This is a genomic window from Nocardioides pollutisoli, assembly GCF_040045055.1.
Lineage (GTDB): Bacteria > Actinomycetota > Actinomycetes > Propionibacteriales > Nocardioidaceae > Nocardioides > Nocardioides tweenelious.
The window spans coordinates 2,929,835-2,952,281 of the sequence record NZ_JBDZDU010000001.1 but is presented as its reverse complement, the minus strand read 5'-3'; the positions used below and the strand labels follow the sequence as shown (position 1 = coordinate 2,952,281).

Annotated in this window: 20 protein-coding genes, 1 tRNA gene and 1 riboswitch; of the genes, 4 read left to right on the top strand and 17 right to left on the bottom strand. The window is 71.4% G+C overall.

Annotation, left to right across the window (positions count from 1 at the left end):
- Positions 1–6: 6 nt before the first annotated feature.
- Positions 7–164: riboswitch (cyclic di-AMP (ydaO/yuaA leader) on the bottom strand.
- Between the two features lie 278 nt (positions 165–442).
- Positions 443–2,803, top strand: coding sequence for an arylsulfatase (locus ABLE68_RS14475; RefSeq protein ID WP_348872258.1), 2,361 nt, complete (start codon positions 443–445; stop codon positions 2,801–2,803).
- On the opposite strand, the gene ABLE68_RS14470 is transcribed toward ABLE68_RS14475, so the two are convergent.
- Complete coding sequence (locus tag ABLE68_RS14470; protein ID WP_348872257.1) at positions 2,787–3,494, bottom strand: LuxR C-terminal-related transcriptional regulator; 708 nt, start codon at positions 3,492–3,494, stop codon at positions 2,787–2,789. The genes ABLE68_RS14475 and ABLE68_RS14470 overlap by 17 nt on opposite strands.
- Positions 3,495–3,757: 263 nt before the next feature.
- Between ABLE68_RS14470 and ABLE68_RS14465 the strand changes: the two genes are divergently transcribed.
- Positions 3,758–3,831, top strand: a tRNA-Arg gene (locus ABLE68_RS14465).
- 12 nt (positions 3,832–3,843) lie between these two features.
- Here ABLE68_RS14465 and ABLE68_RS14460 read toward each other — a convergent pair.
- The 14 genes from ABLE68_RS14460 to ABLE68_RS14395 all read right to left on the bottom strand — a co-directional run bounded on the left by ABLE68_RS14460 (position 3,844) and on the right by ABLE68_RS14395 (position 17,182).
- Positions 3,844–4,371, bottom strand: coding sequence for a flavin reductase family protein (locus ABLE68_RS14460; RefSeq protein ID WP_348872256.1), 528 nt, complete (start codon positions 4,369–4,371; stop codon positions 3,844–3,846).
- Complete coding sequence (locus tag ABLE68_RS14455) at positions 4,368–4,868, bottom strand: NADPH-dependent FMN reductase (protein WP_348872255.1); 501 nt, start codon at positions 4,866–4,868, stop codon at positions 4,368–4,370. Before ABLE68_RS14455 ends, ABLE68_RS14460 begins: the two co-directional genes overlap by 4 nt.
- Entirely contained in the window at positions 4,865–5,572 is a 708-nt protein-coding gene (locus ABLE68_RS14450) for an alpha/beta hydrolase (RefSeq protein ID WP_348872253.1), read from the bottom strand. Before ABLE68_RS14450 ends, ABLE68_RS14455 begins: the two co-directional genes overlap by 4 nt.
- An 11-nt stretch (positions 5,573–5,583) precedes the next feature.
- The gene (locus tag ABLE68_RS14445) at positions 5,584–6,132 is read right to left on the bottom strand and encodes a cysteine dioxygenase family protein (protein ID WP_348872251.1); all 549 of its coding nucleotides are present in this window, start codon (positions 6,130–6,132) and stop codon (positions 5,584–5,586) included.
- A gap of 104 nt (positions 6,133–6,236) precedes the next feature.
- Positions 6,237–6,851 carry an enoyl-CoA hydratase/isomerase family protein gene (locus ABLE68_RS14440; RefSeq protein WP_348872250.1) on the bottom strand — a complete coding sequence of 205 codons (615 nt, stop codon included), beginning with the start codon at positions 6,849–6,851 and terminating at the stop codon, positions 6,237–6,239.
- Positions 6,848–7,996: a CaiB/BaiF CoA transferase family protein gene (locus ABLE68_RS14435; RefSeq protein WP_348872249.1), complete on the bottom strand. Its 1,149-nt coding sequence runs from the start codon at positions 7,994–7,996 to the stop codon at positions 6,848–6,850. The genes ABLE68_RS14440 and ABLE68_RS14435 overlap by 4 nt, the downstream gene beginning before the upstream one ends.
- Positions 7,983–9,104 carry an LLM class flavin-dependent oxidoreductase gene (locus tag ABLE68_RS14430; protein WP_348872248.1) on the bottom strand — a complete coding sequence of 374 codons (1,122 nt, stop codon included), beginning with the start codon at positions 9,102–9,104 and terminating at the stop codon, positions 7,983–7,985. The genes ABLE68_RS14435 and ABLE68_RS14430 overlap by 14 nt, the downstream gene beginning before the upstream one ends.
- Before the next feature lie 13 nt (positions 9,105–9,117).
- Positions 9,118–10,245: an LLM class flavin-dependent oxidoreductase gene (locus ABLE68_RS14425; RefSeq protein ID WP_348872245.1), complete on the bottom strand. Its 1,128-nt coding sequence runs from the start codon at positions 10,243–10,245 to the stop codon at positions 9,118–9,120.
- Positions 10,242–11,261: an ABC transporter ATP-binding protein gene (locus tag ABLE68_RS14420; protein WP_348872243.1), complete on the bottom strand. Its 1,020-nt coding sequence runs from the start codon at positions 11,259–11,261 to the stop codon at positions 10,242–10,244. The genes ABLE68_RS14425 and ABLE68_RS14420 overlap by 4 nt, the downstream gene beginning before the upstream one ends.
- Positions 11,258–12,262: an ABC transporter ATP-binding protein gene (locus ABLE68_RS14415; RefSeq protein WP_348872242.1), complete on the bottom strand. Its 1,005-nt coding sequence runs from the start codon at positions 12,260–12,262 to the stop codon at positions 11,258–11,260. The genes ABLE68_RS14420 and ABLE68_RS14415 overlap by 4 nt, the downstream gene beginning before the upstream one ends.
- Entirely contained in the window at positions 12,246–13,187 is a 942-nt protein-coding gene (locus tag ABLE68_RS14410) for an ABC transporter permease (RefSeq protein WP_348872239.1), read from the bottom strand. The genes ABLE68_RS14415 and ABLE68_RS14410 overlap by 17 nt, the downstream gene beginning before the upstream one ends.
- Entirely contained in the window at positions 13,184–14,227 is a 1,044-nt protein-coding gene (locus ABLE68_RS14405; RefSeq protein WP_348872238.1) for an ABC transporter permease, read from the bottom strand. Before ABLE68_RS14405 ends, ABLE68_RS14410 begins: the two co-directional genes overlap by 4 nt.
- Positions 14,224–15,801, bottom strand: a complete 1,578-nt coding sequence (locus ABLE68_RS14400; protein WP_348872237.1) for an ABC transporter substrate-binding protein — start codon at positions 15,799–15,801, stop codon at positions 14,224–14,226. The genes ABLE68_RS14405 and ABLE68_RS14400 overlap by 4 nt, the downstream gene beginning before the upstream one ends.
- A gap of 43 nt (positions 15,802–15,844) precedes the next feature.
- Positions 15,845–17,182: an NtaA/DmoA family FMN-dependent monooxygenase gene (locus ABLE68_RS14395; protein WP_348872236.1), complete on the bottom strand. Its 1,338-nt coding sequence runs from the start codon at positions 17,180–17,182 to the stop codon at positions 15,845–15,847.
- Positions 17,183–17,314: 132 nt separating this feature from the next.
- Here ABLE68_RS14395 and ABLE68_RS14390 point away from each other — a divergent pair, with 132 nt between their 5' ends.
- Together ABLE68_RS14390 and ABLE68_RS14385 are read left to right on the top strand one after the other, a co-directional pair.
- A complete protein-coding gene (locus ABLE68_RS14390) occupies positions 17,315–18,181 on the top strand; it encodes a LysR family transcriptional regulator (RefSeq protein ID WP_348872235.1) in 867 nt (288 codons plus the stop codon).
- Between the two features lie 49 nt (positions 18,182–18,230).
- A complete protein-coding gene (locus ABLE68_RS14385) occupies positions 18,231–20,621 on the top strand; it encodes an SCO7613 C-terminal domain-containing membrane protein (protein WP_348872233.1) in 2,391 nt (796 codons plus the stop codon).
- A gap of 3 nt (positions 20,622–20,624) precedes the next feature.
- Here ABLE68_RS14385 and ABLE68_RS14380 read toward each other — a convergent pair whose 3' ends face one another.
- Positions 20,625–21,284, bottom strand: coding sequence for a response regulator transcription factor (locus tag ABLE68_RS14380; RefSeq protein ID WP_348872231.1), 660 nt, complete (start codon positions 21,282–21,284; stop codon positions 20,625–20,627).
- Between the two features lie 123 nt (positions 21,285–21,407).
- On the bottom strand, positions 21,408–22,436 hold the full coding sequence (locus ABLE68_RS14375) for an adenosine deaminase (RefSeq protein WP_348872229.1): 1,029 nt from the start codon (positions 22,434–22,436) through the stop codon (positions 21,408–21,410).
- Positions 22,437–22,447 lie beyond the last annotated feature (11 nt).

Sequence of the window (22,447 nt, the reverse complement as noted above, 5' to 3'; positions counted from 1 at the left end):
GGACTCCTACGACGCCTGCGGAGTTAGCTGTCGGGTTCGGGCTGGAGTTGCCCGGCCATCGATGTGGCTTCACCCCGAGGGTCGCGTCGCGACCCGAGGAACCTGGTTCCCCCGCTCCTGTCCGTGCTGTGATGCGGGACCCCCCGACCGGACAGGACTCGGCGTGCCCGGGTGGCCGTCCCGGTGTGCCGGGACCCGTCGAGGGTAGGCAGACCGCCCCACCCGACCTCAAATCGAGACCGGGCGGTGCGGGCGTGAGACGCGCCACTTCGTTCAGGGGTAGTCACGGACGTCGTGGTGGTCGATTTGCCCGTGGAGCCACCACAACGTCCGTGACTACCCCGCCGCTTCACCCGGTTCGGGTGGCGCGACGTCCCTGGATCGACGGCCACGATGAGCTGCCGATCGCGGTGGAGCGGCGGCGAGCAGACAAGGAGTCGTCGTGACCGAGACCGTGCAGCGTCAGGTGCTTCCCATCCCCGACCAGGCAGCGCGCGGCCCCGTCACGTACGACGCCAAGGACCCGGACACGGCCTTCCCGCCGATCGTGCCGCTGCTGCCCCCGGAGGGCGCGCCCAACGTCCTGGTCGTCCTGATCGACGACTGCGGGTTCGGGGCCTCCAGCGCCTTCGGCGGGCCGATCAACACCCCCACGTTCGACCGGCTCGCCGAACAGGGCCTGCGCTACACCCGCTTCCACACGACGGCGCTCTGCTCGCCGACCCGGGCGGCGCTGCTCTCGGGCCGCAACCACCACACGGTGGGCATGGGCGGCATCACCGAGATCGCGACCTCGGCGCCGGGCTACAGCTCGCTGCGGCCCAACACCTGCGCCCCGCTGGCCGAGACGCTCAAGCTCAACGGCTACTCCACTGCCCAGTTCGGCAAGTGCCACGAGGTGCCGGTCTGGCAGACCAGCCCGATGGGGCCCTTCGACAACTGGCCGTCCGGCGGCGGCGGGTTCGAGCACTTCTACGGGTTCCTCGGCGGCGAGACCAACCAGTACGCCCCGGCGATCTACAGCGACACCACCCCCGTCGAGCCGGACCGTACGCCGGAGGAGGGCTACCACTTCACCGAGGACATGACCGACCACGCGATCGCCTGGGTGCAGCAGCAGAAGGCGCTGATGCCGGACAAGCCGTTCTTCGCCTACTTCGCCCCCGGGGCCACCCACGCTCCCCACCACGTGCCGGTCGAGTGGTCGGACAGGTACAAGGGCAGGTTCGACCAGGGCTGGGACGCGCTGCGCGAGGAGACCATCGCGCGCCAGAAGGCTCTCGGCGTCGTGCCGGAGGACGCCGACCTGACCGAGCGCCACGAGCAAATCCCCGGCTGGGACGAGATGCCCGACGACCTCAAGCCGGTGCTCGCCCGCCAGATGGAGGTGTACGCCGGCTTCCTCGAGCACACCGACCACCACGTCGGGCGCCTGATCGACGCGCTGGCCGAGCTGGAGATCCTCGACGACACCCTCGTCTACGTGATCATCGGCGACAACGGCGCATCGGCCGAGGGCGACCTCCACGGCACGTTCAACGAGCTGATCAACCTCAACGGCGCGACGGCCCTCCAGACCACCGAGTTCATGGCGGAGCGCATCGACGACTTCGGCACGCCGTCGGCGTACAACCACTACGCCGTGGGCTGGGCGCACGCCATGAACACGCCGTACCAGTGGACCAAGCAGGTCGCCTCCCACTGGGGCGGCACCCGCAACGGCACGATCGTGCACTGGCCGGGTGGCATCGACGCCCGCGGAGAGATCCGCAACCAGTTCCACCACGTCATCGACGTGGCGCCCACCGTGCTCGAAGCCGCCGGGCTCCCCGAGCCCACGTTCGTCCACGGCGTGCAGCAGAAGCCCTACGAGGGCGTCAGCATGGCCTACACCTTCGACGAGGCCGGTGCCGCCGACCGGCACGACATCCAGTACTTCGAGATGTTCGTCAACCGCGGCATCTACCACCGGGGCTGGACCGCCGTGACGCGGCACTCGATCCCCTGGGACCCGACGACCCCGGGCGCGATGGACGACGACGTGTGGGAGCTCTACGCGCCCGACGACTGGACCCAGGCCCACGACGTCGCCGCCGAGCACCCCGACAGACTCGCCGACCTGCAGCGCAAGTTCCTCCTCGAGGCGGCGAAGTACAACGTCTTCCCCCTCGACGACCGCCGCGTGGAACGGTTCGACCCCGTCCTCGCCGGCCGTCCCAGCCTGGTGAGCGGCACCCGCCAGCTGCTCTTCGGGGGCATGCGGCGACTGACCGAGAACACCGTGCTCAACGTGAAGAACAAGTCGCACGCCGTCACCGCTGACATCCACGTCCCCGACGGGGGCGCATCCGGGGTCATCGTGGCCCAGGGCGGGGCGTTCGGCGGCTGGAGCCTCTACCTGCTCGAGGGTCGTCCCACGTACTGCTACAACCTCTTCGGCCTCGAGCGGTTCCACGTGCGCGGCGACACCCAGGTAGCGGCGGGAGACCACCAGGTCCGGGTCGAGTTCGCGTACGACGGCGGAGGTCTGGGCAAGGGCGGAACCGTCGACCTCTACGTCGACGGCGGCAGGGTCGGCGGCGGGCGCATCGAGCACACCGTCCCGCTCATCTTCTCGACGGACGAGACGCTCGACCTCGGCTCCGACACCGGGACGCAGGTCAGCGACGACTACGACACCCGTGGCAGCGAGTTCACCGGTCGCATCCACCGCGTCCAGATCGACCTCGGCGAGGACGCCGACGACAGCGACCACCTGATCACGCCGGAGGAGCGGATGCGGATCATCACGACCCGGCAGTAGCCCCGGTCCCGCGGTCGCCCCGGGTCGTGCCGGGCTCGGGGCTGATGCCGTTCTGGATGGCCCAGCTCACCGCCTGCGAGCGACTGGTGACCCCGATCTTCTGGTAGGTCGTGCGGATGTAGGTCTTGACCGAGTTGATCGACAGGTAGAGCTGGGCGGCGATCTCCTTGTTGCTCCGCCCCTGCGCGATCAGTGACAGCGTCTCGGCCTCGCGGTCCGAGAGCCCCACGGTGTTGCCGTTGCGCAGGGCCGCGGCGGCACTCACCCCGGAGCCGACGGTCGGGTCCTCCCCCGCGTCGCCGACCACCCAGCCCGTCACCGCCGAGTCGATCGCAGCCAGCAGGTCGTCAGTGTCGACCGCCAGCGAGAAGTACCCCTGCGCCCCGCGCTGCAAGGCCCGGCTCGCCAGGTCCGGGCGCAGGTCGTGGGAGATCACGAGGACGTGCGACGTCGCGTGGTCGACCAGGTGATCCAGGTCGCGGCCATCGCCGCGGAGCATCCCGATGGCGTCGTACAGCACCACGTCCGGTTCCACCGACAGCTCGGCGTCGGACACACCGGGCTGCCCGAGGCGTGGCGTGGGCACGAGCTCGACCCGGTCCGGGTGCCGAGCCAGCAGGCCAGCGACACCGGCCGCGACGATCGGCTGCGGACTCACGACGCTGACGCGCACAGGTTCGTTGCTACGCATGCGGGAATCTTTCCCGTCGCCGCAGCCCGACCCAAACCTTTCACCCCAAAGGGTTGGACCGGGACGTGGCCATGACCCGCCGCAGAGTGAGCGACGGGCCATGCAACTCGACCTCGAGTCCCCGCAGCAGTGGCGTGAGGCTTCACCCAGCCGCGTGCGGTACGGGAGCAGTGCCCCGCAAGCCCTCAGTTCATGTCCTCAGGTGGACGGTGCTGCATAATCTGCCGGGGCGGAAGCACAGCGGGGCTGGCTTCCGGACTCCCGCCCCTGTAGCTCAGCTGGATAGAGCAAGAGCCTTCTAATCTCTAGGTCGCAGGTTCGAATCCTGCCGGGGGCACCGCGGTCGGCATCAGCCCTGCTGGAGCTTGCCGAAGGCGCTGCGGTGGAAGACCAGCGGCGTGCTGGCGTCGGCGTGGTCGACGTGGCGCACGGAGTGGAGCTCGAGCAGCACGAGGACGTGGTCGCCCGCCTCGACCTCCTGGTAGATCGTGCAGTCGAACTGCGCCAGGCCCTCGTCGAGGGTGACGGCTCCCCCGGGCGCGACCGTGTAGGCGATCTCGTCGAAACGCTCGTCGACCGGACCGGCGAGCTGGCGGCAGACCACGTCGTGGTGGTCGGCCAGGACGGTCACGCCGAGGTGGTCGGCGCGGCGCAGGACGGGCCACGTCTTCGACGAGACCGCCAGGTTGATCGACACCAGGGGCGGGTCGAGGCTCACGGACGCGAACGAGCTCGCAGCGAGGCCGACCGGCCTGCCGTCGACCTCGGCGGCCACGGCGACGACCCCCGACGGGAAGATGCCGAAGGCCTGACGGAGCCGGGCAGGATCGAGGTCCTGGTTGGTGGTCAGGTTGGTGGACAGCGTCGAGGCGGTCACGCGGCACGTCCTTTCAGGAGGGTGGTGACTGTCGGTCGGGTGCGGTCGAGCCAGTCGGCGTACGCCGCCGGGTCGTCGTGCTGCGCGTCGAGGACGTAGAGCCCTCGGCCGGGCACGGTGCCGCCGATCTCGGTGAGCACCGGCCGCAGCGACAGCTCGGGCGCGAGGGAGTGGGCAGGGCCGCCGCCGAGCATCAGAGGTACGGCGAGCCCGCTCAGCCCGGTCCCGCCGGCGAACCGGTCGAGGAAGAGCTTGAGCAGCCCCGTGTAGGTGCCCTTGTACGTCGGGCTGGCGACGACGACCAGGTCGGCGGCACCGACCTGCGCGACGAGGTCGGCGACGGTCGGGTCGGACCAGTCGAGCATGGCGGGCCCGAGGGTGGCGAGGTCGACCACGAGGTCCGGCTCGCCGGCCAGCTCGCGGGCGACGTACGTCGCGGCCGCCAGTGTGCGGCTGGCCGGCTTCGGGTTGCCGACGACGACGGCGATGCCGCTCATCGGGCTGCCGTGACGACGTCGGGAAGGTCGGACCCGAGCCGGAGCGACTCGAGGAAGAGCACGATCGTGGCCGCCACCGACCGGTGCGACAGGTCGTTGAGCACGTCGTGACGACCGCCCTCGACCAGCCGCACGCGAGCGGTCGAGGCACCGAGGTAGGGCTCCACGACGCTCGGCGGCGTGACCACGTCGGCGGTGCCGTGCAGGACGAGCGTCGGCTTCGTCGGCGCCACCAGGTCGACCGAGGTCCACGGCAGCGGCTGGCTGAGCGCCCCTCGACCGAAGTCCTCGTCCTCCTCGATCACCCGTCGGTGCACCGGGCACGCCGAGCGCGCCTCGACCTCGTCGGACCACGAGTCGACTTCGGCCGACTCCGGCAGCACGATGCCCGCGATCACGGCGGCGTCCACCGGCAGCGACTCGGCAACCGTGGCGACGAGGGTCGCTCCGGCATCGGTGCCGAGCAGCACCTTCGGCGACGGCAGCGACTCGTCGGCGAGCAGCTTCTCCACCGCGACGACGGCATCGTCGACGTCGTCCAGCGAGAGCGGCACCAGCCGCACCTTGTAGGCGTCGGCGGAGAGCCGCCCGCCGAAGCGGGCGTACGACGCGGGCGTCTCGCCGCGGCCCGGCAGGACCACGACGGTGCCACGCGGCGTACCGCCGACCGGCTCGTCCCAGGCGGTGATCTCGGTGTGTGTCATCTGAGTGCTCCTCATCGGTGGGCCCAGCTGGAGGTGAACCAGTGCACGGCACCGGTGTCCGGGTCGTAGGAACGGCGCGGCAGTGTGCCGATGTCGGCGCCGTAGACGTGGATCCCGACGACGGGGACGTCGCCGCCGCAGCGGACCTGGTGCACGTCGTCGTCGGTGGTGCAGCAGACGGTCACCTGGCCGGCGCCCCACTCGTCGGTGCCCTCGGCAACGAGAGGTACGTCGGGGACGGTCGGCTTCTCGTAGCGGGTCTCGACCTCGACGCCGCTGTAGATCCCGACGACGCCCCAGGTCTCGTGGCCGTGCACGGGCGTGCCCTGCCCGACGTTCCAGACCGCGCTCGCGATCGAGAAGGAGCCGTCCTCGGCGACGTGCAGCGGATACATCACGTAGCGCTCGGTGTCGGGCTGGACCTTGTCGGCCGGCAGCTCGAAGCCGGCTGCGAGCACCTCGGTGAGCTCGGCCTGGATCGCCGCGGTCAGCGACTTCTCGTCGAGGCCCGATCGGACCAGCTCCTGCACGGTCTGCGCGAAGGCCGCGATCTCGGGCACCTCGCTGCGGACGGGGACGATCTGCTGGGTCGCCTGTCGGGGTCCCCGCGGAATCGTCGGACGGAGGAGCGAAGCGGGGGAGGCTGAGGATTTCGTGGGGTGACTCATGCGATCTCCTTCTGAAGAGTGAGGCCGGCGTAGGCCGCGATGCGGTCGCGCAGGCCCGGCACGGCGACCGAGCGGGCCAGGTCGGCGAGCTCGGTGTCGGCGTCGTGCGGTGGACGGGTGGGTGGTGCCGCGCGCAGGGTGGCGTCGAGCGAGGACGGAGACCCGGTCACCTGGTGCGCGCCGAGCTCGGTCCGGCGTCGGGCGCCGAGGACGACGCCGAAGGCGCTGCCCGGGAAGCGGAGCGTCACGGACGGGTCGACCAGCCGGTGGTCGCAGGCGAGCACCAGATCGGCACCCGCGCCGACGGCCGCCCCCTCGGCGACCGCGACGGTGACGTACGGCGCGGAGAGCAGCCGCTCGAGGAGCAGGCCGATCCGCAGGAACCGCAGCGCCAACGAGGCATCCGACTCGTGGGCCAGCCCGCCGAGGTCGAAGCCGGCCGCGAAGTGGCGCTGGTTGCCCCGGAGCACCAGCGCCCCGGGACACTCCTCGTCCGCCTCGTCGAGCACCTCGTGGAGGTCCTCGACGAGCTCGGCGGAGAGCGCGTTGGCGCGGTCGGGCCGGTGGAGCGTGACCGTCCACGCCGCACCGCGGTCGACGAGGAGGCTCATGCGCTCACCCACTCGTCGTACACGTCCACATCCGCGCCCAGCACCGGGGCAGCCCGGTCGAGCCGGGCGTCCTGACCCTCGATGCGCACCGGGAAGACCACGGTCGGCGTCGGTCCCGCGACCGGTACGTCGAGCTCACCGACCAGACCGGTCGCCTCGACGTGCGGGTCGGCGAGGATCTCGCCGAAGGTGTTGAGCGGACCGCACGGCACCCCCCGGGCGCGCAGCTCGGTGAGCCACTCCTCCCGCTTGCGCAGCGCGAACCGCTGCTGGAGCAGTGCCTCGAGCTGGTGCTGGTGGGCGACCCGGTCGAGCTGGGTCAGGAATCGCGGGTCGGCGACCAGCTCGGGCAGCCCGACGACATCCGCGACCGCCGCCCAGAGCCGGTCGTTGCCGGCCGCGACGGTGAAGTCGCCGTCGGCCGCGGTGAAGCCCTGGTAGGGCGCGTTGCGCGGGTGCGCCGTGCCGAGCCGGCCGGGCTCGTGCCCGGATCCCCAGTACTCACTGGTCTGCAGGGCCGAGATGCCCAGCAGGCAGTCCAGCATCGGGCAGTCGACGCGCACCGAGACGCCGGTGCGACCGACCTGCGGAAGCAGTGCTGCGATCGTGTACGCCGCGTAGAGGCCGGCCGCGAAGTCTCCGACCGGCACCCCGGCCTTGGCCGGACCGCCGTCGGCCGGACCGGTCACGCTCATCAGGCCGGACATGCCCTGGATCACGACGTCGTACGCGCCGTCGTTGACGTAGGGACTGGTGAGTCCGTAGCCGGAGATCGAGCAGTAGACGAGCCCGGGGTGGCCTTCGCTGACGGTGTCGTAGCCGAGTCCGAGCCGGTCGAGCACGCCCGGCCGGTAGTTCTCGACCACGACGTCGGCCGCCGCGATCAGGTCGCGAGCGCGCTGGAGGTCGGCCGGGTCCTTGAGGTCGGCGACCACCGAGCGCTTGTTGCGGTTGACCGATGCGAAGTTGTGGCTGAACCGCTCGTCGCCGTCACTCGCGAAGGGCGGCCAGCCGCGCATCTGGTCACCGGTCGGGGGCTCGATCTTGACCACGTCGGCGCCGAGGTCCGCGAGCAGCATGCCCGCGAACGGCCCGGCGGCGACGTGGGCGAGCTCGACGACCCGCACTCCGTCAAGCGGTCGCACGGGTCAACGTTCGGTGGGCGAGCTCCTGGCGGACCAGGGGCAGCAGGTCGCGCCCGTAGTCGATGGCGTCCTGGAGCGGGTCGTAGCCCCGGATGAGCACGGTGTCGACGCCGATCTCGACGTAGTCGAGGATCGCCGCCGCGACGGTCTCGGGCGAGCCGACCAGAGCGGTGGAGTTGCCGCCACCACCGACCGCCTTCGTGGTGGGGGTCCACAGGCAGCGGTCGTGCAGCTCGCCCTTCTCGGCGACCGCGAGCAGCCGCTGCGAGCCGGCGTTCTCCGGCGCCGCACCCTGGGGGTGGAGCTTGCTGACCTTCTCCTTGAACTGCGCGCCGACCGCGCCGTTGATCGTGTCGAGGATGCCGTGCGCGCGCTCCCAGGCCTCGGCGTCGGTGCGCCCGAGGATCGGCCGGAAGGAGACCGAGATCCGCGGCCGATGCGCGCGACCGGCCTCGGCGGCCCGCTGGGAGACCGTGGCGATCTGGTCGCCCGTCTCCTTGAGCGGCTCGCCCCACAGCATGTAGGTGTCCGCGCGCTTCGAGCCGACGACGTACGCCGCCGGCGAGCTGCCGCCGAAGAAGAGCTCGAGGTGGCGGTCCTGGTAGGGGAAGACCTGCGGGTCGAAGCCCTCGAACCGGTAGTAGATGCCCTCGTGGTCGCGCGGACCGCGGGTGTCCCAGGCGTCGCGCAGGATGCCGAGGTACTCGTCGGTGCGCGAGTAGCGCTCGTCGTGGGGCACGTAGTCGCCCTCGCGGCGCTGCTCGACGTTGCTGCTGCCGGTCACGATGTTGAGCGCGACCCGCCCCTTGCTGAACTGGTCCAAGGTCGAGAACGTCCGCGACGCGAGCGTCGGGTGCACGACGCCGGGACGGTGGGCGATGAGCAGCCCGAGGCGCTCGGTGTGGCCGGCGACGTACGCCGCCACCTGGTTGCCCTCGGACCAGCCGGAGCCGTAGCCGATGAGGACCCGGTCGAAGCCGCCGTCCTCGTGGGCCTTCGCGAAGCGGGCGGTGTAGTCCGGGTCGATCACCGGGCCGCTGGGGGGTCGGATCTCGGAGGCGTCGGCGGTGCCGATCATGCCGAGGATCTCCACGTCGTCGTACGTCATGTCAGGTCTCCTGTCAGCCGGCCAGAGCCGGGCGGTCGTGGGCGCCGGCGCGGACCAGGTCGATCACGCGGGCGTACTTCTTGGCGTCCTCGAACGGGTCGAAGCCGCGGATGAGGAGGGTCGTGACGCCCAGGTCGACGTAGTCGAGGAGTCCGGCGGCGACCTGCTCGTAGGTGCCGACCAGCGAGGTCGAGTTGCCGGCGCCGCCGGTGACCTTGGCGAGGGCGGTCCAGAGACGGGTGTCGTGGACGTCGGACTCCTCCGCGGCCGCGACCAGGCGCCGAGAGCCGACCGCGGTCTGGCCCATCGCGCGCACCTGGCCGGGGTCCACGCCGTCGGCCTTGGCCTTGGCGCGGGCGAGGATGTCCTCGGCGCGGGCCCAGGCCTCCTCCTCCGTGTCGGCGACGATCGGGCGCAGGCTCACCGAGAACCTCGGGTTGCGTCCGTACGGCGCCGCCGCGGCCCGGACCTCCGCGATCCGCTGGCGGATGCCGTCGAGCGGCTCGCCCCAGAAGGCGTAGGCGTCCGCGTGCTTGCCACCGACCCGGATCGCGTCGTCGGACGCCCCGCCGAAGTAGATCGGGATGGTCGGCTCGGGGCGGATCGACGACCACGCGCCCGTGACCTTGTAGAACTCGCCCTCGTGGTCGAACGGCGTCGTCGACTCCCACTCCTTGCGGACCACGGTGAGGAAGTCGTCCGTGCGCCGGTAGCGCTCCTCCTTGGTCAGGTAGTCGCCGTCGCGCTGCTGGTCGGCGTCGTCCCCGCCCGTGATCACGTGCATCGCCACCCGGCCGGGGTGGAAGGCGTCGAGCGTGGCGTAGGCACGGGCCGCGATGGTCGGCGCCCAGAAGCCGGGCCGGTGCGCGAGCAGCACCTTGAGCGTGTCGGTCGCCTCGAGGGTCTGGTCGGCGATCACGAAGCCGTCGGGCATCGACGAGGAGTGGGCGATCAGCACCCGGTCGAAGCCCGAGGCCTCGTGGGTGCGGGCGAGCTCCGCCGCGAACTCCTTGTCGACCAGCGGGCCGACCGGAGCGCCCACCTCGGTGTGCGTGTGGAAGCCGGCGGTGACGGCGCTGCCACCGCCCTCGGTGGCGACGCGCTGGGTGGCGGTGATGCCGATGAACTCGAGGTCGGTCATGCGGACTCCTTCTGGGACACGGGCTGGGTCTCCCACTGGCCGGCGACGTAGCAGGCGGCCGAGCGGTGGTCGGCGCCGTCGAGGCGCTCGAGGGGCGGTTGGGTGCGGCAGGCGTCGTGGGCGAAGCGGCAGCGGGCCGCGAAGACGCAGCCGCCCTCAGCCACCCACCCGGCACGGCTGTCGTCGTCGAGGCGTACGTCGGACGGGCGGATCTCGTGGTGCCGCTCGACGCTCGGGGCAGACGCGGTGAGCAGGGCCGTGTAGGGGTGTGCCGGGTTCTCCAGCACGTCGCGCGTCGGACCGTGCTCGACCAACCGGCTGCGGTAGAAGACCGCGACCCGGTCGGCGATGCCGGCCAGCGACGAGAGGTCGTGCGCGATGAGCACGACCGCCAGGTCGAGGTCGCGGCGCAGCCGGTCGAGCAGGTTGAGCACCAGGTTGCGGTTGGAGACGTCGAGCGCGCTGACCGGCTCGTCGCAGAAGAGCAGCTTTGGCTTCGTGACGATCGCGCGAGCCAGGGAGACCCGCTGCCGCTGACCCCCGGAGAGCTGGCGCGGCCTGCGACCGCGGACCGAGGCCGCGTCGAGCCCGACCTGCGTGAGCGCCTCGTCGACGAGTGCCGCCTTCTCCTTCGAGGAGCGGCCACCGGCGATGTCGAGCGGTTCACCGACGATCCGGGCGACCGTGAGGTCGGGGTCGAGCGAGCGCAGCGGGTCCTGGAAGACCAGCTGCACCTGCCCGGCCCGTCGGAAGTCGCGCAGCGCGCGGCCCTTGAACGAGCCGAGGTCCTGACCGTCGAACTCGATCTCGCCTGCGGCCGGCGCGACCAGCCCGACCGTGGCGCGGGCGAGCGTCGTCTTCCCGCTGCCGGTCTCGCCGACGATGCCGACGATCTCGCCGCGGTGGACCTCGAGGGTCGCACCGTTGAGGGCGGCACCGGTGCCGACGTTGGTGCCGCGGCGCGGCTTGGCGTAGGTGACCGACAGGTCGGTCACCCGGAGCAGGGGGGCGCTCATGCCGTCACCCCCACGCGGACGCAGCGGGCGGCGCGGTCGCCACCCAGGTCGACCAGCGGGACCGGGCGCTCGACGCACGCGGGGGCGGCGTACTGGCACCGCGGAGCGAACCGGCAGCCGGGCAGCTCCTCCCCCGCCGCCGGCGGCTGTCCGGCGATGGTGTCGAGAGTGCGCCGCGACCAGTCGCCGATGGAGGCGACGCGCATCAGCGCCTGGGTGTAGGGGTGCTGAGGATCGCCCAGCACCTGCTCGGTGGGCCCGCTCTCGACGATCTCTCCGCCGTACATCACCAGCACCCGTTCGCAGGTCTCCGCGACGACCGCGAGGTCGTGGGTGACCAGCAGCAGGCTGAGCTGGTGGGTACGCCGCAGCCGCCGGAGCAGCTCGAGGATCTCGGCCTGGACGACGGTGTCCAGCGCGGTCGTCGCCTCGTCGGCGATCAGCAGCTCCGGGTTGAGCGACACCGCGATCGCGATGATGACGCGTTGCAGCATCCCGCCGGAGAGCTCGAACGGGTACTGGTGGTAGACGTTCGCCGCGTCGTGGATGCCGACCTCGGTCAAGAGCTCGAGGGTGCGCGCCCGGGCGTCCTTGCGCTTGAGCCCCCCGCGGACCCGCAGCTGCTCGTCGACCTGGTGACCGACCGTGAGCGAGGGGTTGAGGTAGGACGCCGGGTCCTGGAAGACCGCGGCGATCCGGGTGCCGCGGATCTGGTTCCAGGTGCCGCGCCGTGCCGTGGTGAGGTCGACCGAGTCCGACCCGTTGCCGAGCACGATCGAGCCGTGGTCGACCTCGCCGCTCTCGGGCAGGAGGCCGAGCACCGCGCGGCAGGTGAGCGTCTTGCCGGAGCCGGACTCGCCGACCAGGCCGACCGACTCGCCCTTGCGGATCTCGAACGACACGTCGCGGACGGCGACCAGGTTGTCGCCGACGCTGACCTGCAGACGCTCGACGTCGAGCATCGGAGCGGCGTCGGTGCGGGGCTCAAGCAGCGTAGACACGCTGGTCCTCCTCTTCGGTCACGACGACACCGCCGGCCAGAGCCGGTACGCCGATGGGGGTGTTGTCGCGTCGCGTGGTGGCGCGGGTCCAGAGGCTGCGTCGGCGGCGGACCTGGCCCGTGCTCGCCTCGCGGATGCAGTCGGCCAGGATGTTGAGCGCGCCGACGGTGAGCATCAGCAGGACCCCCGGGAAGATCGGTGCCCAGGCCTGCTGCTCCAGGAAGCCGAGGTCGGCCGAGAGCATGCCGCCCCAGGTCGGTGTCGGCGGGACGATGCCGAGTCCGAGGAACGACAGGGACGCGACGATCAGCAGCGCGGTGCCCATCGCGTGCGCCCCGGCGACCGCGACGTTGGGCAGGATCTTGGTCCAGATGTGGGTGCGCAGGGTCCACCAGCGCGAGGCGCCCATCAGCTCGGCAGCCTCGACGTACTGCGTCGTCCGCAGGCCGAGCGCCACCGCACGGGTGATCCGGAAGAAGCCGGGGCTGGTCAGCACGCCGACCGCGATCATCGCCTGGTGCAGCCCGTTGCCGAGGGTGCCGGCCACCGCGATCGCGAAGACCGTGAAGGGCAGGATCATCAGGGTGTCGCTGATCCGCAGCGAGACCCACTCGCCGGCGCGGCCCATCCACACCGACGCCAGTCCGGTCGGTACGCCGAGGACGAGCCCGACGGCGACCGCCTCGAGAGCGCCGATGACCGAGAGCCGGGTGCCGGCCATCAGCCGGCTGAGCACGTCGCGGCCGACGTAGTCGGTGCCGAGCAGGTAGTGGCCGCTCGGGTTGGCGAGCACGTCGGGGAACTGGTGGAGCGGGTCGTGCGGCGCGAGCCGCTCGCCGAAGATCGCGAGGAACACGACGGCGCCGAGGATCACCAGCGCCACGCGGGCGCTCGGGATCCGGAGCAGGTTGCGGACCGTTGTCATCGGGGACCTCCGTGGGCGCCGCCGCGACGGGCGGCGGGGTTGAGCAGCACCTGGAGGGCGTTGATCACCAGGCTGCCGGCGAGCACGATCACCGCGGTCACCAGGAGGGTGCCGAGGACGACGGGCACGTCGCCGCGCTGCGCCGACTGGAGCGCGAGCTGGGCGATGCCCGGGAGGTTGAAGAGCTTCTCGGTCATCACGGCGCCGCCGATGATGAGAGGGATCGCCATGCCGATCACCGCCAGCGTCGGCGCGATCGCGTTGCGGAGCACGTGACCGAAGAGCACCCGGCGTCGCGAGTAGCCACGCATCTCGGCGCCGATCGCGTAGTTCTCCCGGAGCGCGCCGACGAGCGAGGTGCGCAGCTGTCGGGCGATGTTGGCGGCCACCTCGAGGCTCAGCGCCAGCGCCGGCATGATCGCGAACCGCAGCCACTGGGTCGGGCTCTGGTCGAAGGCGACGTAGCCACCGGCCGGGAGCAGCTGGGCCTTCACCGAGAGCAGCACGATCAGGGCGATGCCGATCACGAACGGCGGGAGTGTCGCGACGATCGAGCAGACCACCGTGACCGCCCGGTCGACGAGGCCGCCCTCGCGCAGCGCCGCGCCGACACCGGCCGCGACGCCCATCACGATCGCCAGCACCAGGGCCAGCAGCGCGATCGACAGGTCGACGGGCAGTGCCTGCCGGATCGAGTCGGACACCGGCACGGTCGTGAACCACGACTGGCCCAGGTCTCCGTGCAGGGCGTTCCCGAGCCAGGTGAAGTAGCGAGGGACGAGGGGCTGGTCGAGACCGAACTGGTGGTTCATCCGGGCGATGTCGTCCGGCGTCGCGGTCTCCCCCAGCACGGCGGCGGCCGGGTTGCTCTTGCTCAGCGCACCGAGGGCGAACGTCACGACGGAGGCGAGGAAGAGCACCGTGACCGTGGTCAGCACCAGGCGCCCGAACGGCCGGGCGACCGCGAGCACGTGGTGCGCCGCCCCGTCGCGCCGGGTGCGAGGCGCGACGGGGACGGCAGTCAGGGTGGTGGAGGTCATGCGGTGATGCCCTCCCAGCGGCGAAGGCTCGGGAGCTGCTGCAGCTCGGAGACGGACTTCGCCCGGACGATCACCGACGGCGCGTCGTAGAGGAACGTGTTCGGGAAGTTGGTCACCGCGAGCTTGGTGGCCTCCTGGAGCAGGGCCGGGTACGACGCGTCGTCGGTCGGTGTCGCACGCACCTTCTCCAGCTGCTTCTGGAGCGCGGCGTTGGTCCCGCGCGCCGGGTTCATCAGGCCGGTGTCGCTGAACAGCACCTGGAAGGCCTGCACGGGCGACTCCCGGCCGGCGAACCCGTCGTACACGAGCGCCTTCGAGTGGTCGATGTAGACGAGCTGCGTGAACTGCGTGAGCGGGATGGTCTCGATCTCCAGGTCGATCCCGATGTCCTTGAGCTGAGCCTGGATCTGCTCGGCGGCCGGCGGCGTCGGCGCCGGGACGGAGAAGGTCCCCTTCACGCCGTCCTTCAGGCCGGCGTCGGCGAGGATCTGCCTCGCCTTGTCGGGGTTGTAGGCGTAGATGTCGTCGAGGTCGTCGTTGTGGCCGACGTACCCCTGCGGGAAGGGCTGGTAGTTCACGTCGCCCACGCCGAAGTTCGTGGTCTTCTTGATGCCCTCGCGGTCGATGCCGTAGTGCAGCGCCTCGACGACGGCCGGGTTGTCGAAGGGCGCCTTGGTCGTGTTGACGTCGAGCACCGACACGAACATCGAGTCGAGGACCTGCACCTCGAGCCCGGCCTTTTTCGCGGCGTCGATGCCGGAGGCGGGGATCCGTACGACGTTGTACTGGCCCGAGCTCGCCGAGGCCACCGCCGTCGCCGGGTCGGGCTGCGGGTAGAGCTTGAACTCGTCGACCTTGATCTCGTCGGCGAGGTAGAAGTTCGGGTTCTTCTTCAGCTCGGCGTGGTCGTTCTGCGTGTACGAGGTCAGCGCGAACGGGCCGGATCCGGCCGGCTGGGTCGCCAACGACTTCGCGTCCTTCTCGAAGACGGCCGGGTTGACGACCATTCCCGTCTTGCCGGCGAACAGCAGCGGGTACTGGTAGTTCGTCGCGGTCAGGTCCACGACCACGTCGAGGGCGCCCTTCGCGGTCACGTCCTTGACGTCCAGCATCTGCGGCGCGACCAGCGATCCCTCCTCGGTGCGGGCCCGGTTGATGGACTTCGCCACGGCGGCGGCGTCCAGCTTCGAGCCGTCGGAGAACTTGAGGCCGGGCCGCAGCGTGAACGTGACCTGGGTGCCGTCGCTGTTGTACTTCCAGCTCTCGGCGAGCCACCCGACCGCGTTGCCGGACTTGTCGAGCGCGGTGAGCGCGTCGTACGTCAGCGCGAGCATCTGGACGTCGGAGCCGGCCGACGAGGTCACCGGGTCCCAGGTCGTCGGCAGCTGCCAGGCCCAGGTGATCGTGCCGGTGCCGCCGGCGGAGCCGGCCCCGGTCGACCCGGAGGTGCCGCCGCAGGCGTCGAGGGCGAACAGCGCTCCGGCGCCCAGCCCGATGCCGAGGAGTCGGCGCCTGCTGAGGGCGATGGGTGCTGGGCTGTCGGACTTCTGGGTGCGGATCAGGGCGCGGGACATGAAGGACCTCGGTCTCGTTTTTTCGGGGTACGGGGGTGGTCGGTCAGCCGGCGGTGGCGTACCGGTTGGGAGGAACGGGGATCCCGAGATGCCCGCGGAGGGTGGAGTGCTCGTAGTCGCTGCGGAAGACGCCGCGCTCCTGGAGCACGGGGACCAGCTCGTCGACCACGCGCCGGAAGTTGGCCGGGTGGTCGACGCCGACGTTGAAGCCGTCACAGGCGCGGGCGTCCCACCACTCGATGAGCTTGTCGGCGACCGTCTCGGCCGTCCCGACGAACTCGCTCTTGCGGAACTGGCGGGTGGCCTCGACCGCCTGTCGCAGGGTCCAGCCGTTGTCGACGGCGCGCTGGGTCACCTTCTGCGCCTGCGTGTAGAACGACCGCTCGCCGTGCTTCAGGGCCTCGGCCGGGAACGGCCGGTCGAGGTCGTACTGCGTGAAGTCGTGCCAGCCGAAGGGTCGGCCGAACTCCTCGAGCGCCGCCTGGAAGGTGTGGTCGCGCTCGTTGTTGGCCGCCTCGATCTCGCGGGCGTCCTCGTCGGTGTCGCCGATCACGATCTTGACGCCCGGCATGACCACCAGGTCGTCGGCGTCGCGGCCGAACTTCTCCACGGCCCGGCGCTTGATGTCGGTGTAGAAGGCCTGCCCGGACGGGATGTCCGGCGCGTGGGTGAAGATGCCCTCGCCGACGCTCGCCCCGAGGTCGCGGCCCTGGTCGGAGTCGCCGGCCTGGAAGATCACCGGGTGGCCCTGGGCCGAGCGGACCAGGTTGAGCGGGCCGCGCACCTTGAAGTAGGTGCCGTCGTGGTCGAGCACGTGCTGCTTGCTGCGGTCGAGGAAGACGCCCGTCTCCCGGTTGCGCACGAACGCGTCGTCCTCGTACGAGTCCCACAGCGCGTGCGCCAGCTCGACGAACTCCTGCGCCCGGCCGTAGCGGGTGTCGTAGTCGTAGTGCTCCTCGAGGCCGTAGTTGCCGGCGGTGCCGGCGTCACCGGTGGTCACGACGTTCCAGCCCGCGCGGCCGCGGCTGATCAGGTCGAGGCTGCCGAGCCGGCGGACCAGGTTGAAGGGGCTGTTGAAGCTGGTGGTCGCGGTGCCGACCAGGCCGATGCGACTGGTCTGGGTCGCCAGGGCGCTGAGCAGCGTCAGCGGCTCGAGCCGGTTGAGGTAGTGAGGCGGCGAGTACGGCGTGATGAACTGGCTGTCCACGATGAAGACCAGGTCGAACTTGCCCCGCTCGGCGAGCTGGGCCGTCTCGACGAACCAGTCGATGTCGACGCTCGCGTCGCCCGGGATCTCGGGATCGAGCCACAGCGTGTGGCTCCCCGGACCGCCGGTCCCGTAGGGCACGGCGCCCAGGTGGATCTGCCGCTTCGAGGCCATGCATCAGCTCCTGGTGTCTTGATTCCTTCTTAGTCGAGTAATTTACAAGACTTACACCAGTGAGATCCAACGACAGTCCGTGATCTCGACCCATCACCACCGCTCATGGGTATGTCTACTACTCTGGTGGACATGACTGCCGTACTCGACATTGGACCGCTGCGCAGCCTGGTCGCCGTCGCGGACTGCGGCGGCTTCCAGAGGGCGGCCACCTCCCTCCACCTGAGCCAGGGCGCGGTGAGCCAGCACGTACGCCGCCTCGAGGCCGCCGTCGGCCGACCGCTCGTCGAGCGCCACGGCCGCGGCTCCCGCTTCACCGTCGCCGGCGAGCTGCTCGTCTCCCGGGCGAGGCAGATCCTGGACCTGCACGACGAGACGCTGCGCGCCTTCGAGATCGAGTCCGTCGAGACGATCACGATCGGCTGCACCGAGCACGCGGCCGCTCAGCTGCTGCCCTCCCTGACCGCGGCGCTCGAGGCGTCAGCGCCGGGGCGCCGGTTCCGGGTCCGTATCGACCGCGGATCGCGTCTGCGTGACGGCCTCGCCAACGGCAGCATCGACCTCGCCCTGCTCCTCAACGCCAGCGACCCGGCCGCGATCCCCGTCGGCGACCTGGAGCTGACGTGGTACTCCTCCCCCGCGTGGTCGCTTCCGCGGCCGCCGGCCGCGGTCCCGATCGTCGCGTTCGACAACCCCTGCGCTCTGCGCACCCGCGCGCTCGAGACCCTGGCTGCCCAGGGGATCCCGGCTGTCGTCGCCTCCGAGGCGATCCAGCTCGCAGGCGTGCACGCTGCCGTCGCCGCTGGTCTCGGCGTGGCGCTGATGGCGACCCTGGGGCAGACCCCGGCGGGCCTGGTGCCGCGCGACGACCTGCCGACGCCGGAGCCGCTCCAGCTCTACATCTGCTCCCGCCAGGGACTGCCCGACGCGATCGCCCAGCTGGCCGCATCGACCGTCCGCCCGCTCCTCGGATCGACCGAGGCCGCCGTCGCGGTCTGAGTACCCGCACTCATCCGCTGCCTGCGACCCGTGGGACAGCCTGGGCAGCATGACCCAGACGGCGACCCGCACGACCCGCTACTCGAACCCGTTCCTGTGCCCGGACTGCGGCAGCCGCCTTCCCGTGCAGGTCGCGGACTGCCCGGCCTGCGGCCTGGTCCTCCGTAGCCCGCTGGCCTCGCAGCTGCTGCAGACACTGCGGTACGCCGACGACCTGCTCATCCAGCTGCGTGCGGAGTCGGTCGCCCAGGTCGCGCCGCCGCCAGCCATGCCGTCGTACCCCGCGCCGGCGCGCCGGCCCGCCGAACGGCGCGGCCTCTCCGCCCTCTCGATCCCGCGGATCCTGCTCGGCCTGGGCGCCCTGTGCCTGCTGGTCGCGGCCGTCATCTTCCTGGCCGTCGCCTGGACGTGGCTCGGCATCGGCGGGCGTACGGCGGTCCTGGTCGGCCTCACCGTGGTCAGCGGCGGACTCGGCGTCTGGCTCGCGGGCCGCGGGCTCCGGGTCGCGGGCGAGACGCTGACCACGGTGTCGCTGGGGCTGCTCACCCTCGACGTGGTGGGAGCCGACAACGCCGGCTGGCTCGGCGACCTCGACAACGCAGCACTCGTCGCGACCGTCGGCGGAGCCGTCCTCGTCGCGGCGCTCGCCCTCAGCGACCGCACCCTACTCGTGGCGCCTCAGCTGCTCGCCGCACTTGCGCTCTCCGTCGTCGGTCTCGGCGTCCTCGCTGCGACCGAGTCCGTCACCGTGGTGATCGCGCTGGTCGTGCTCGCCCACGCCGGCCTCGTGGCCGGGGCCGGCTTCCGGAGGCTGCGGGTGCTCCCGATCGCCGCCGGCGTCGGCACCGCTGCGTGGTGGGTCCTCCTCGCCCTGTGGGGCGTCGGCACCGCGAGCGACCACCTGTCGCTGCATAGTCTCTGGGTCGACGGCCACGGGGTCGCGCTGCTGATCGCCTCACTGATGCTGCTCGTCCCGGTCCCGTTCACCCGGGTGCAGACGCTCGTCTCGCGCGGGCTCGCCGCCGGCGCCGCGACGATGCTCACGGCGACTGCAGCCCTGCCTGCCCTCGACGAGGGAGCGAACGCCGTCGGCTGGGTGGCTCTTGCGGCCCTGGTCGGGTGGACGGCCGTCGCGATCGCGACCCCGCCGACCTGGCGGGTCGTGCCGCGGGCGCCGATGGTCCTGGCAGCGCTGCCCGTGTTCCTGCTGACCGTCACGCTCGCTCTGCAGGCCACGGTGAACGCCATCGGCGTGCACGCAGCCTTCAGCCAGGACGCCGGCGTCCGGCTCGGCGACCCGGTGACGACCGCCTCCCCCGCACTGCTGGTGCTCGGGGTCGCCGGACTGCTCCTCGCGGTCGTGTCCGTGCTGCCGAGGCCCGCCGCCCTCCCGGCACCGGTCGCACCGACCGCGCTCGCCCTCGCCGCGATCGGCGCCGTCGCCCTCCACCCCGTCCCGGCCTGGGGGGTCGTGACCGCACTCGTGCTGCTCGGCTCCGTGCTCGTCGTTGCGCTCCGCGGCGTCTGGGCGACGGCGGGCGTCGCGATCGTCGCCCTGGCTGTCCCAGTGGCCCTGTCGAGCGACGTCCTCACCGTGGTGGCGACCACCGTGCTGGTGGCGCTCACTGCGGTGATCACTGTTCGCGGGCGGCTCGAGGGCGGTGCCCTGCTGCCCCTCGCGATCACCGGTCTTCTGTGGTCCGGTGCGGCGGCGGCCGGTGTCGGGGTCGACTACCGCGCCCTGCCCGTCGTCCTGGTGCTCGGGGTGCTCGCCATCGCCGTTCCCCGCCTCGAGATCGAGGTCGCGGCCGGACTCGCTGCACTGGTGTGCTCGTGCGTCGCCGTCTCGGCGGCAGGGACGAGCTCGTCGGTCTCGCTCGCGTTCCACCTGACCCTGGCCGGCGTCCTGGTCACGGCCAGCGCTCTCGCGCACCCGGGTCGCCGGGAGCTCGGCTGGCTCGGCGGTCTGCTGCTGGTGCTGGCGACCTGGGTCCGGCTCGCCGACATCGGGGTCTCGGCTCCCGAGGCCTACACCCTGCCGAGCGCGATCGCCCTGCTCCTGGTGGGGTTGCAGCGCCTCCACAACGATCCGGACGCCTCGACCGGGCGCGCCCTGACGCCCGGGCTCCTGCTCGCGACGGTGCCCTCGCTGCTCTGGGTCCTGGTCGACCCGATCTCGGTGCGCTCGGTCGTGCTCGGCGCCGCGTGCCTGACGCTGGTCCTGGTCGGTTCAGCGCTGCGCTGGAACGCACCCCTGCTCGTCGGTGCGGTCGTCGGCACGCTCCTGGTGCTGCGCGAGCTCACGCCGTACGCCCTGCAGACCCCGCAGTGGGCGCTCATCGGGGTCGCCGGCACGCTGCTCACGGTCGTCGGCGTGACCTGGGAGAGCCGGCTGCGCGAGCTCCGGCAGGCGGCGTCGTACGTCGAACGCCTGCGCTGATCCTCAGTGCACGGCGCCGGGTGCGACGCTGCGCATCCGGTCCGGCTCGAAGCCGTGCCTCATGCCCCAGGCGACCGCCTGCGACCGCCGGGTCACCTCGATCTTGCGGTAGGCCGTGCGGATGTAGGTCTTGACCGAGTTGATCGAGAGGTAGCTGCGGTCCGCGATCTCCTGGTTGCTCAGCCCCTGGGTGATCAGCGCGAGCACCTCGGCCTCGCGGGCCGTGAGGCCGAACTCGCGGCCCGGCCACTCCCCGGACGCACCGCGGTCGACCGACGCCGCAGACTCGCGCGGCGCGACGGTCTCACCCGCGTGCACAGCCTCGATCGCCTCGACGATGTCGTTGGCGGACAGGCCCTTCGAGAGGTAGCCGGACGCGCCCCGCTGGATGGCCTTGTCCACCAGCTCGGGCTGCAGGTTCCAGCTGAAGATCGCGACCCGGGCGTCGCTGCCGCGCACGAGGTCCTCGAGGTCCACCCCGTCGCCCTGGACCTGACCGAAGGTGTCGTAGAGGATCACGTCGACCTCGGAGATGACCGGTAGTCCCGAGTCGAGCTCGACGATGTGCACCCGCTCGTGGTGCGGCGCCAACATCGCCGCCACGCCCGCGACCACCATCTCGTAGTCGTTGACGATCGCCACTCTGATCGGACCCGCTCCCATAACCTCACCCTACGTCTGTGACCCGGTCGACACGCGCCTCAATGCCGGGATCCGCCTGCTGATCAGGATAGAAAAGAAGTGCCCCGCTTGGTATGAGCCTGCGGGGCACAATTCATTTTCGGGTCACCTCGTCGCGTAGTCGTCGATCTCGCCGAGGATCCGGGTCTTCACGTCGTCCTCCGCGAACGACGCGCGGACCGCCGTACGCGCCAGGTCGGCGACGCCGGCCTCGTCGAGACCGAGCAGGTCGGCGGCGATCTCGTACTCCCGGTTGAGCGTGGTGCCGAACATCGGCGGGTCGTCGGAGTTGACCGTGATCGTCACGCCCGCGTCCCGGAAGGCCCGGATCGGGTGTTCCTCGAGGGTCGCCACCGCACGGGTCGCGATGTTGGACGACGGGCACACCTCGAGGGGGATCGCGTGCTCGGCCAGGTAGGCGAGCAGCTCGGGGTCCTGGGCCGACGACGTGCCGTGGCCGATCCGCTCGGCGCCGAGCAGCTGCAGGGCGTGCCAGACGGTCTCCGGACCGGTGGTCTCGCCGGCGTGCGGCACGCTGTGCAGCCCGGCGGCGCGGGCGGCGTCGAAGTGCGGCTGGAACTGCGGGCGAGGTACGCCGATCTCCGGGCCACCGAGACCGAAGCCGACCAGCGCGTCGGTGCGGTGGTGGAGCGCGAAGTCGAGGGTCGCGTCGGCCGCCGGCAGCCCGGACTCGCCGGGGATGTCGTAGATCCAGCGCAGCACGAGGCCGAAGTCGCGCTCGGCGGCGACCCGCGCGTCCTCGATCGCGTCGGTGTACGCCTCGATCGCCATGCCCTTGCCCTCGGTGTCGGGCAGGACCGACGTGTACGGCGTACACGTGAGCTCGGCGTACCGCAGACCCTGGCCGGTCGCCATCTCGCGGGCGATCTCGTAGGTCAGGTAGCGGATGTCCTCCGGCGTACGCACCAGGTCGACAACCGCGAGGTAGACCTCGACGAAGTGCGCGAAGTCGCGGAACTCGAAGAAGCGGCGCAGCTCCTCGGGGTCGCTGGGCACGACCCCCGGGTGCCGCTCCGCGAGCTCGGAGACGATCCGCGGTGAGGCCGAGCCGACGTGGTGGACGTGCAGCTCGGCCTTCGGCAGACGGGCGATGAAGTCGGCGAGGTTGGTCACCGACGGATCAT

Bases quoted from the DNA above. Each gene is read 5' to 3' on its own strand.
- ABLE68_RS14470 (WP_348872257.1), bottom strand. From the start codon at position 3,494: ATGCGTAGCAACGAACCTGTGCGCGTCAGCGTCGTGAGTCCGCAGCCG.
- ABLE68_RS14455 (WP_348872255.1), bottom strand. From the start codon at position 4,868: ATGAGCGGCATCGCCGTCGTCGTCGGCAACCCGAAGCCGGCCAGCCGC.
- ABLE68_RS14450 (WP_348872253.1), bottom strand. From the start codon at position 5,572: ATGACACACACCGAGATCACCGCCTGGGACGAGCCGGTCGGCGGTACG.
- ABLE68_RS14440 (WP_348872250.1), bottom strand. From the start codon at position 6,851: ATGAGCCTCCTCGTCGACCGCGGTGCGGCGTGGACGGTCACGCTCCAC.
- ABLE68_RS14430 (WP_348872248.1), bottom strand. From the start codon at position 9,104: ATGACGTACGACGACGTGGAGATCCTCGGCATGATCGGCACCGCCGAC.
- ABLE68_RS14425 (WP_348872245.1), bottom strand. From the start codon at position 10,245: ATGACCGACCTCGAGTTCATCGGCATCACCGCCACCCAGCGCGTCGCC.
- ABLE68_RS14420 (WP_348872243.1), bottom strand. From the start codon at position 11,261: ATGAGCGCCCCCCTGCTCCGGGTGACCGACCTGTCGGTCACCTACGCC.
- ABLE68_RS14410 (WP_348872239.1), bottom strand. From the start codon at position 13,187: ATGACAACGGTCCGCAACCTGCTCCGGATCCCGAGCGCCCGCGTGGCG.
- ABLE68_RS14405 (WP_348872238.1), bottom strand. From the start codon at position 14,227: ATGACCTCCACCACCCTGACTGCCGTCCCCGTCGCGCCTCGCACCCGG.
- ABLE68_RS14400 (WP_348872237.1), bottom strand. From the start codon at position 15,801: ATGTCCCGCGCCCTGATCCGCACCCAGAAGTCCGACAGCCCAGCACCC.
- ABLE68_RS14395 (WP_348872236.1), bottom strand. From the start codon at position 17,182: ATGGCCTCGAAGCGGCAGATCCACCTGGGCGCCGTGCCCTACGGGACC.
- ABLE68_RS14390 (WP_348872235.1), top strand. From the start codon at position 17,315: ATGACTGCCGTACTCGACATTGGACCGCTGCGCAGCCTGGTCGCCGTC.
- ABLE68_RS14385 (WP_348872233.1), top strand. From the start codon at position 18,231: ATGACCCAGACGGCGACCCGCACGACCCGCTACTCGAACCCGTTCCTG.
- ABLE68_RS14380 (WP_348872231.1), bottom strand. From the start codon at position 21,284: ATGGGAGCGGGTCCGATCAGAGTGGCGATCGTCAACGACTACGAGATG.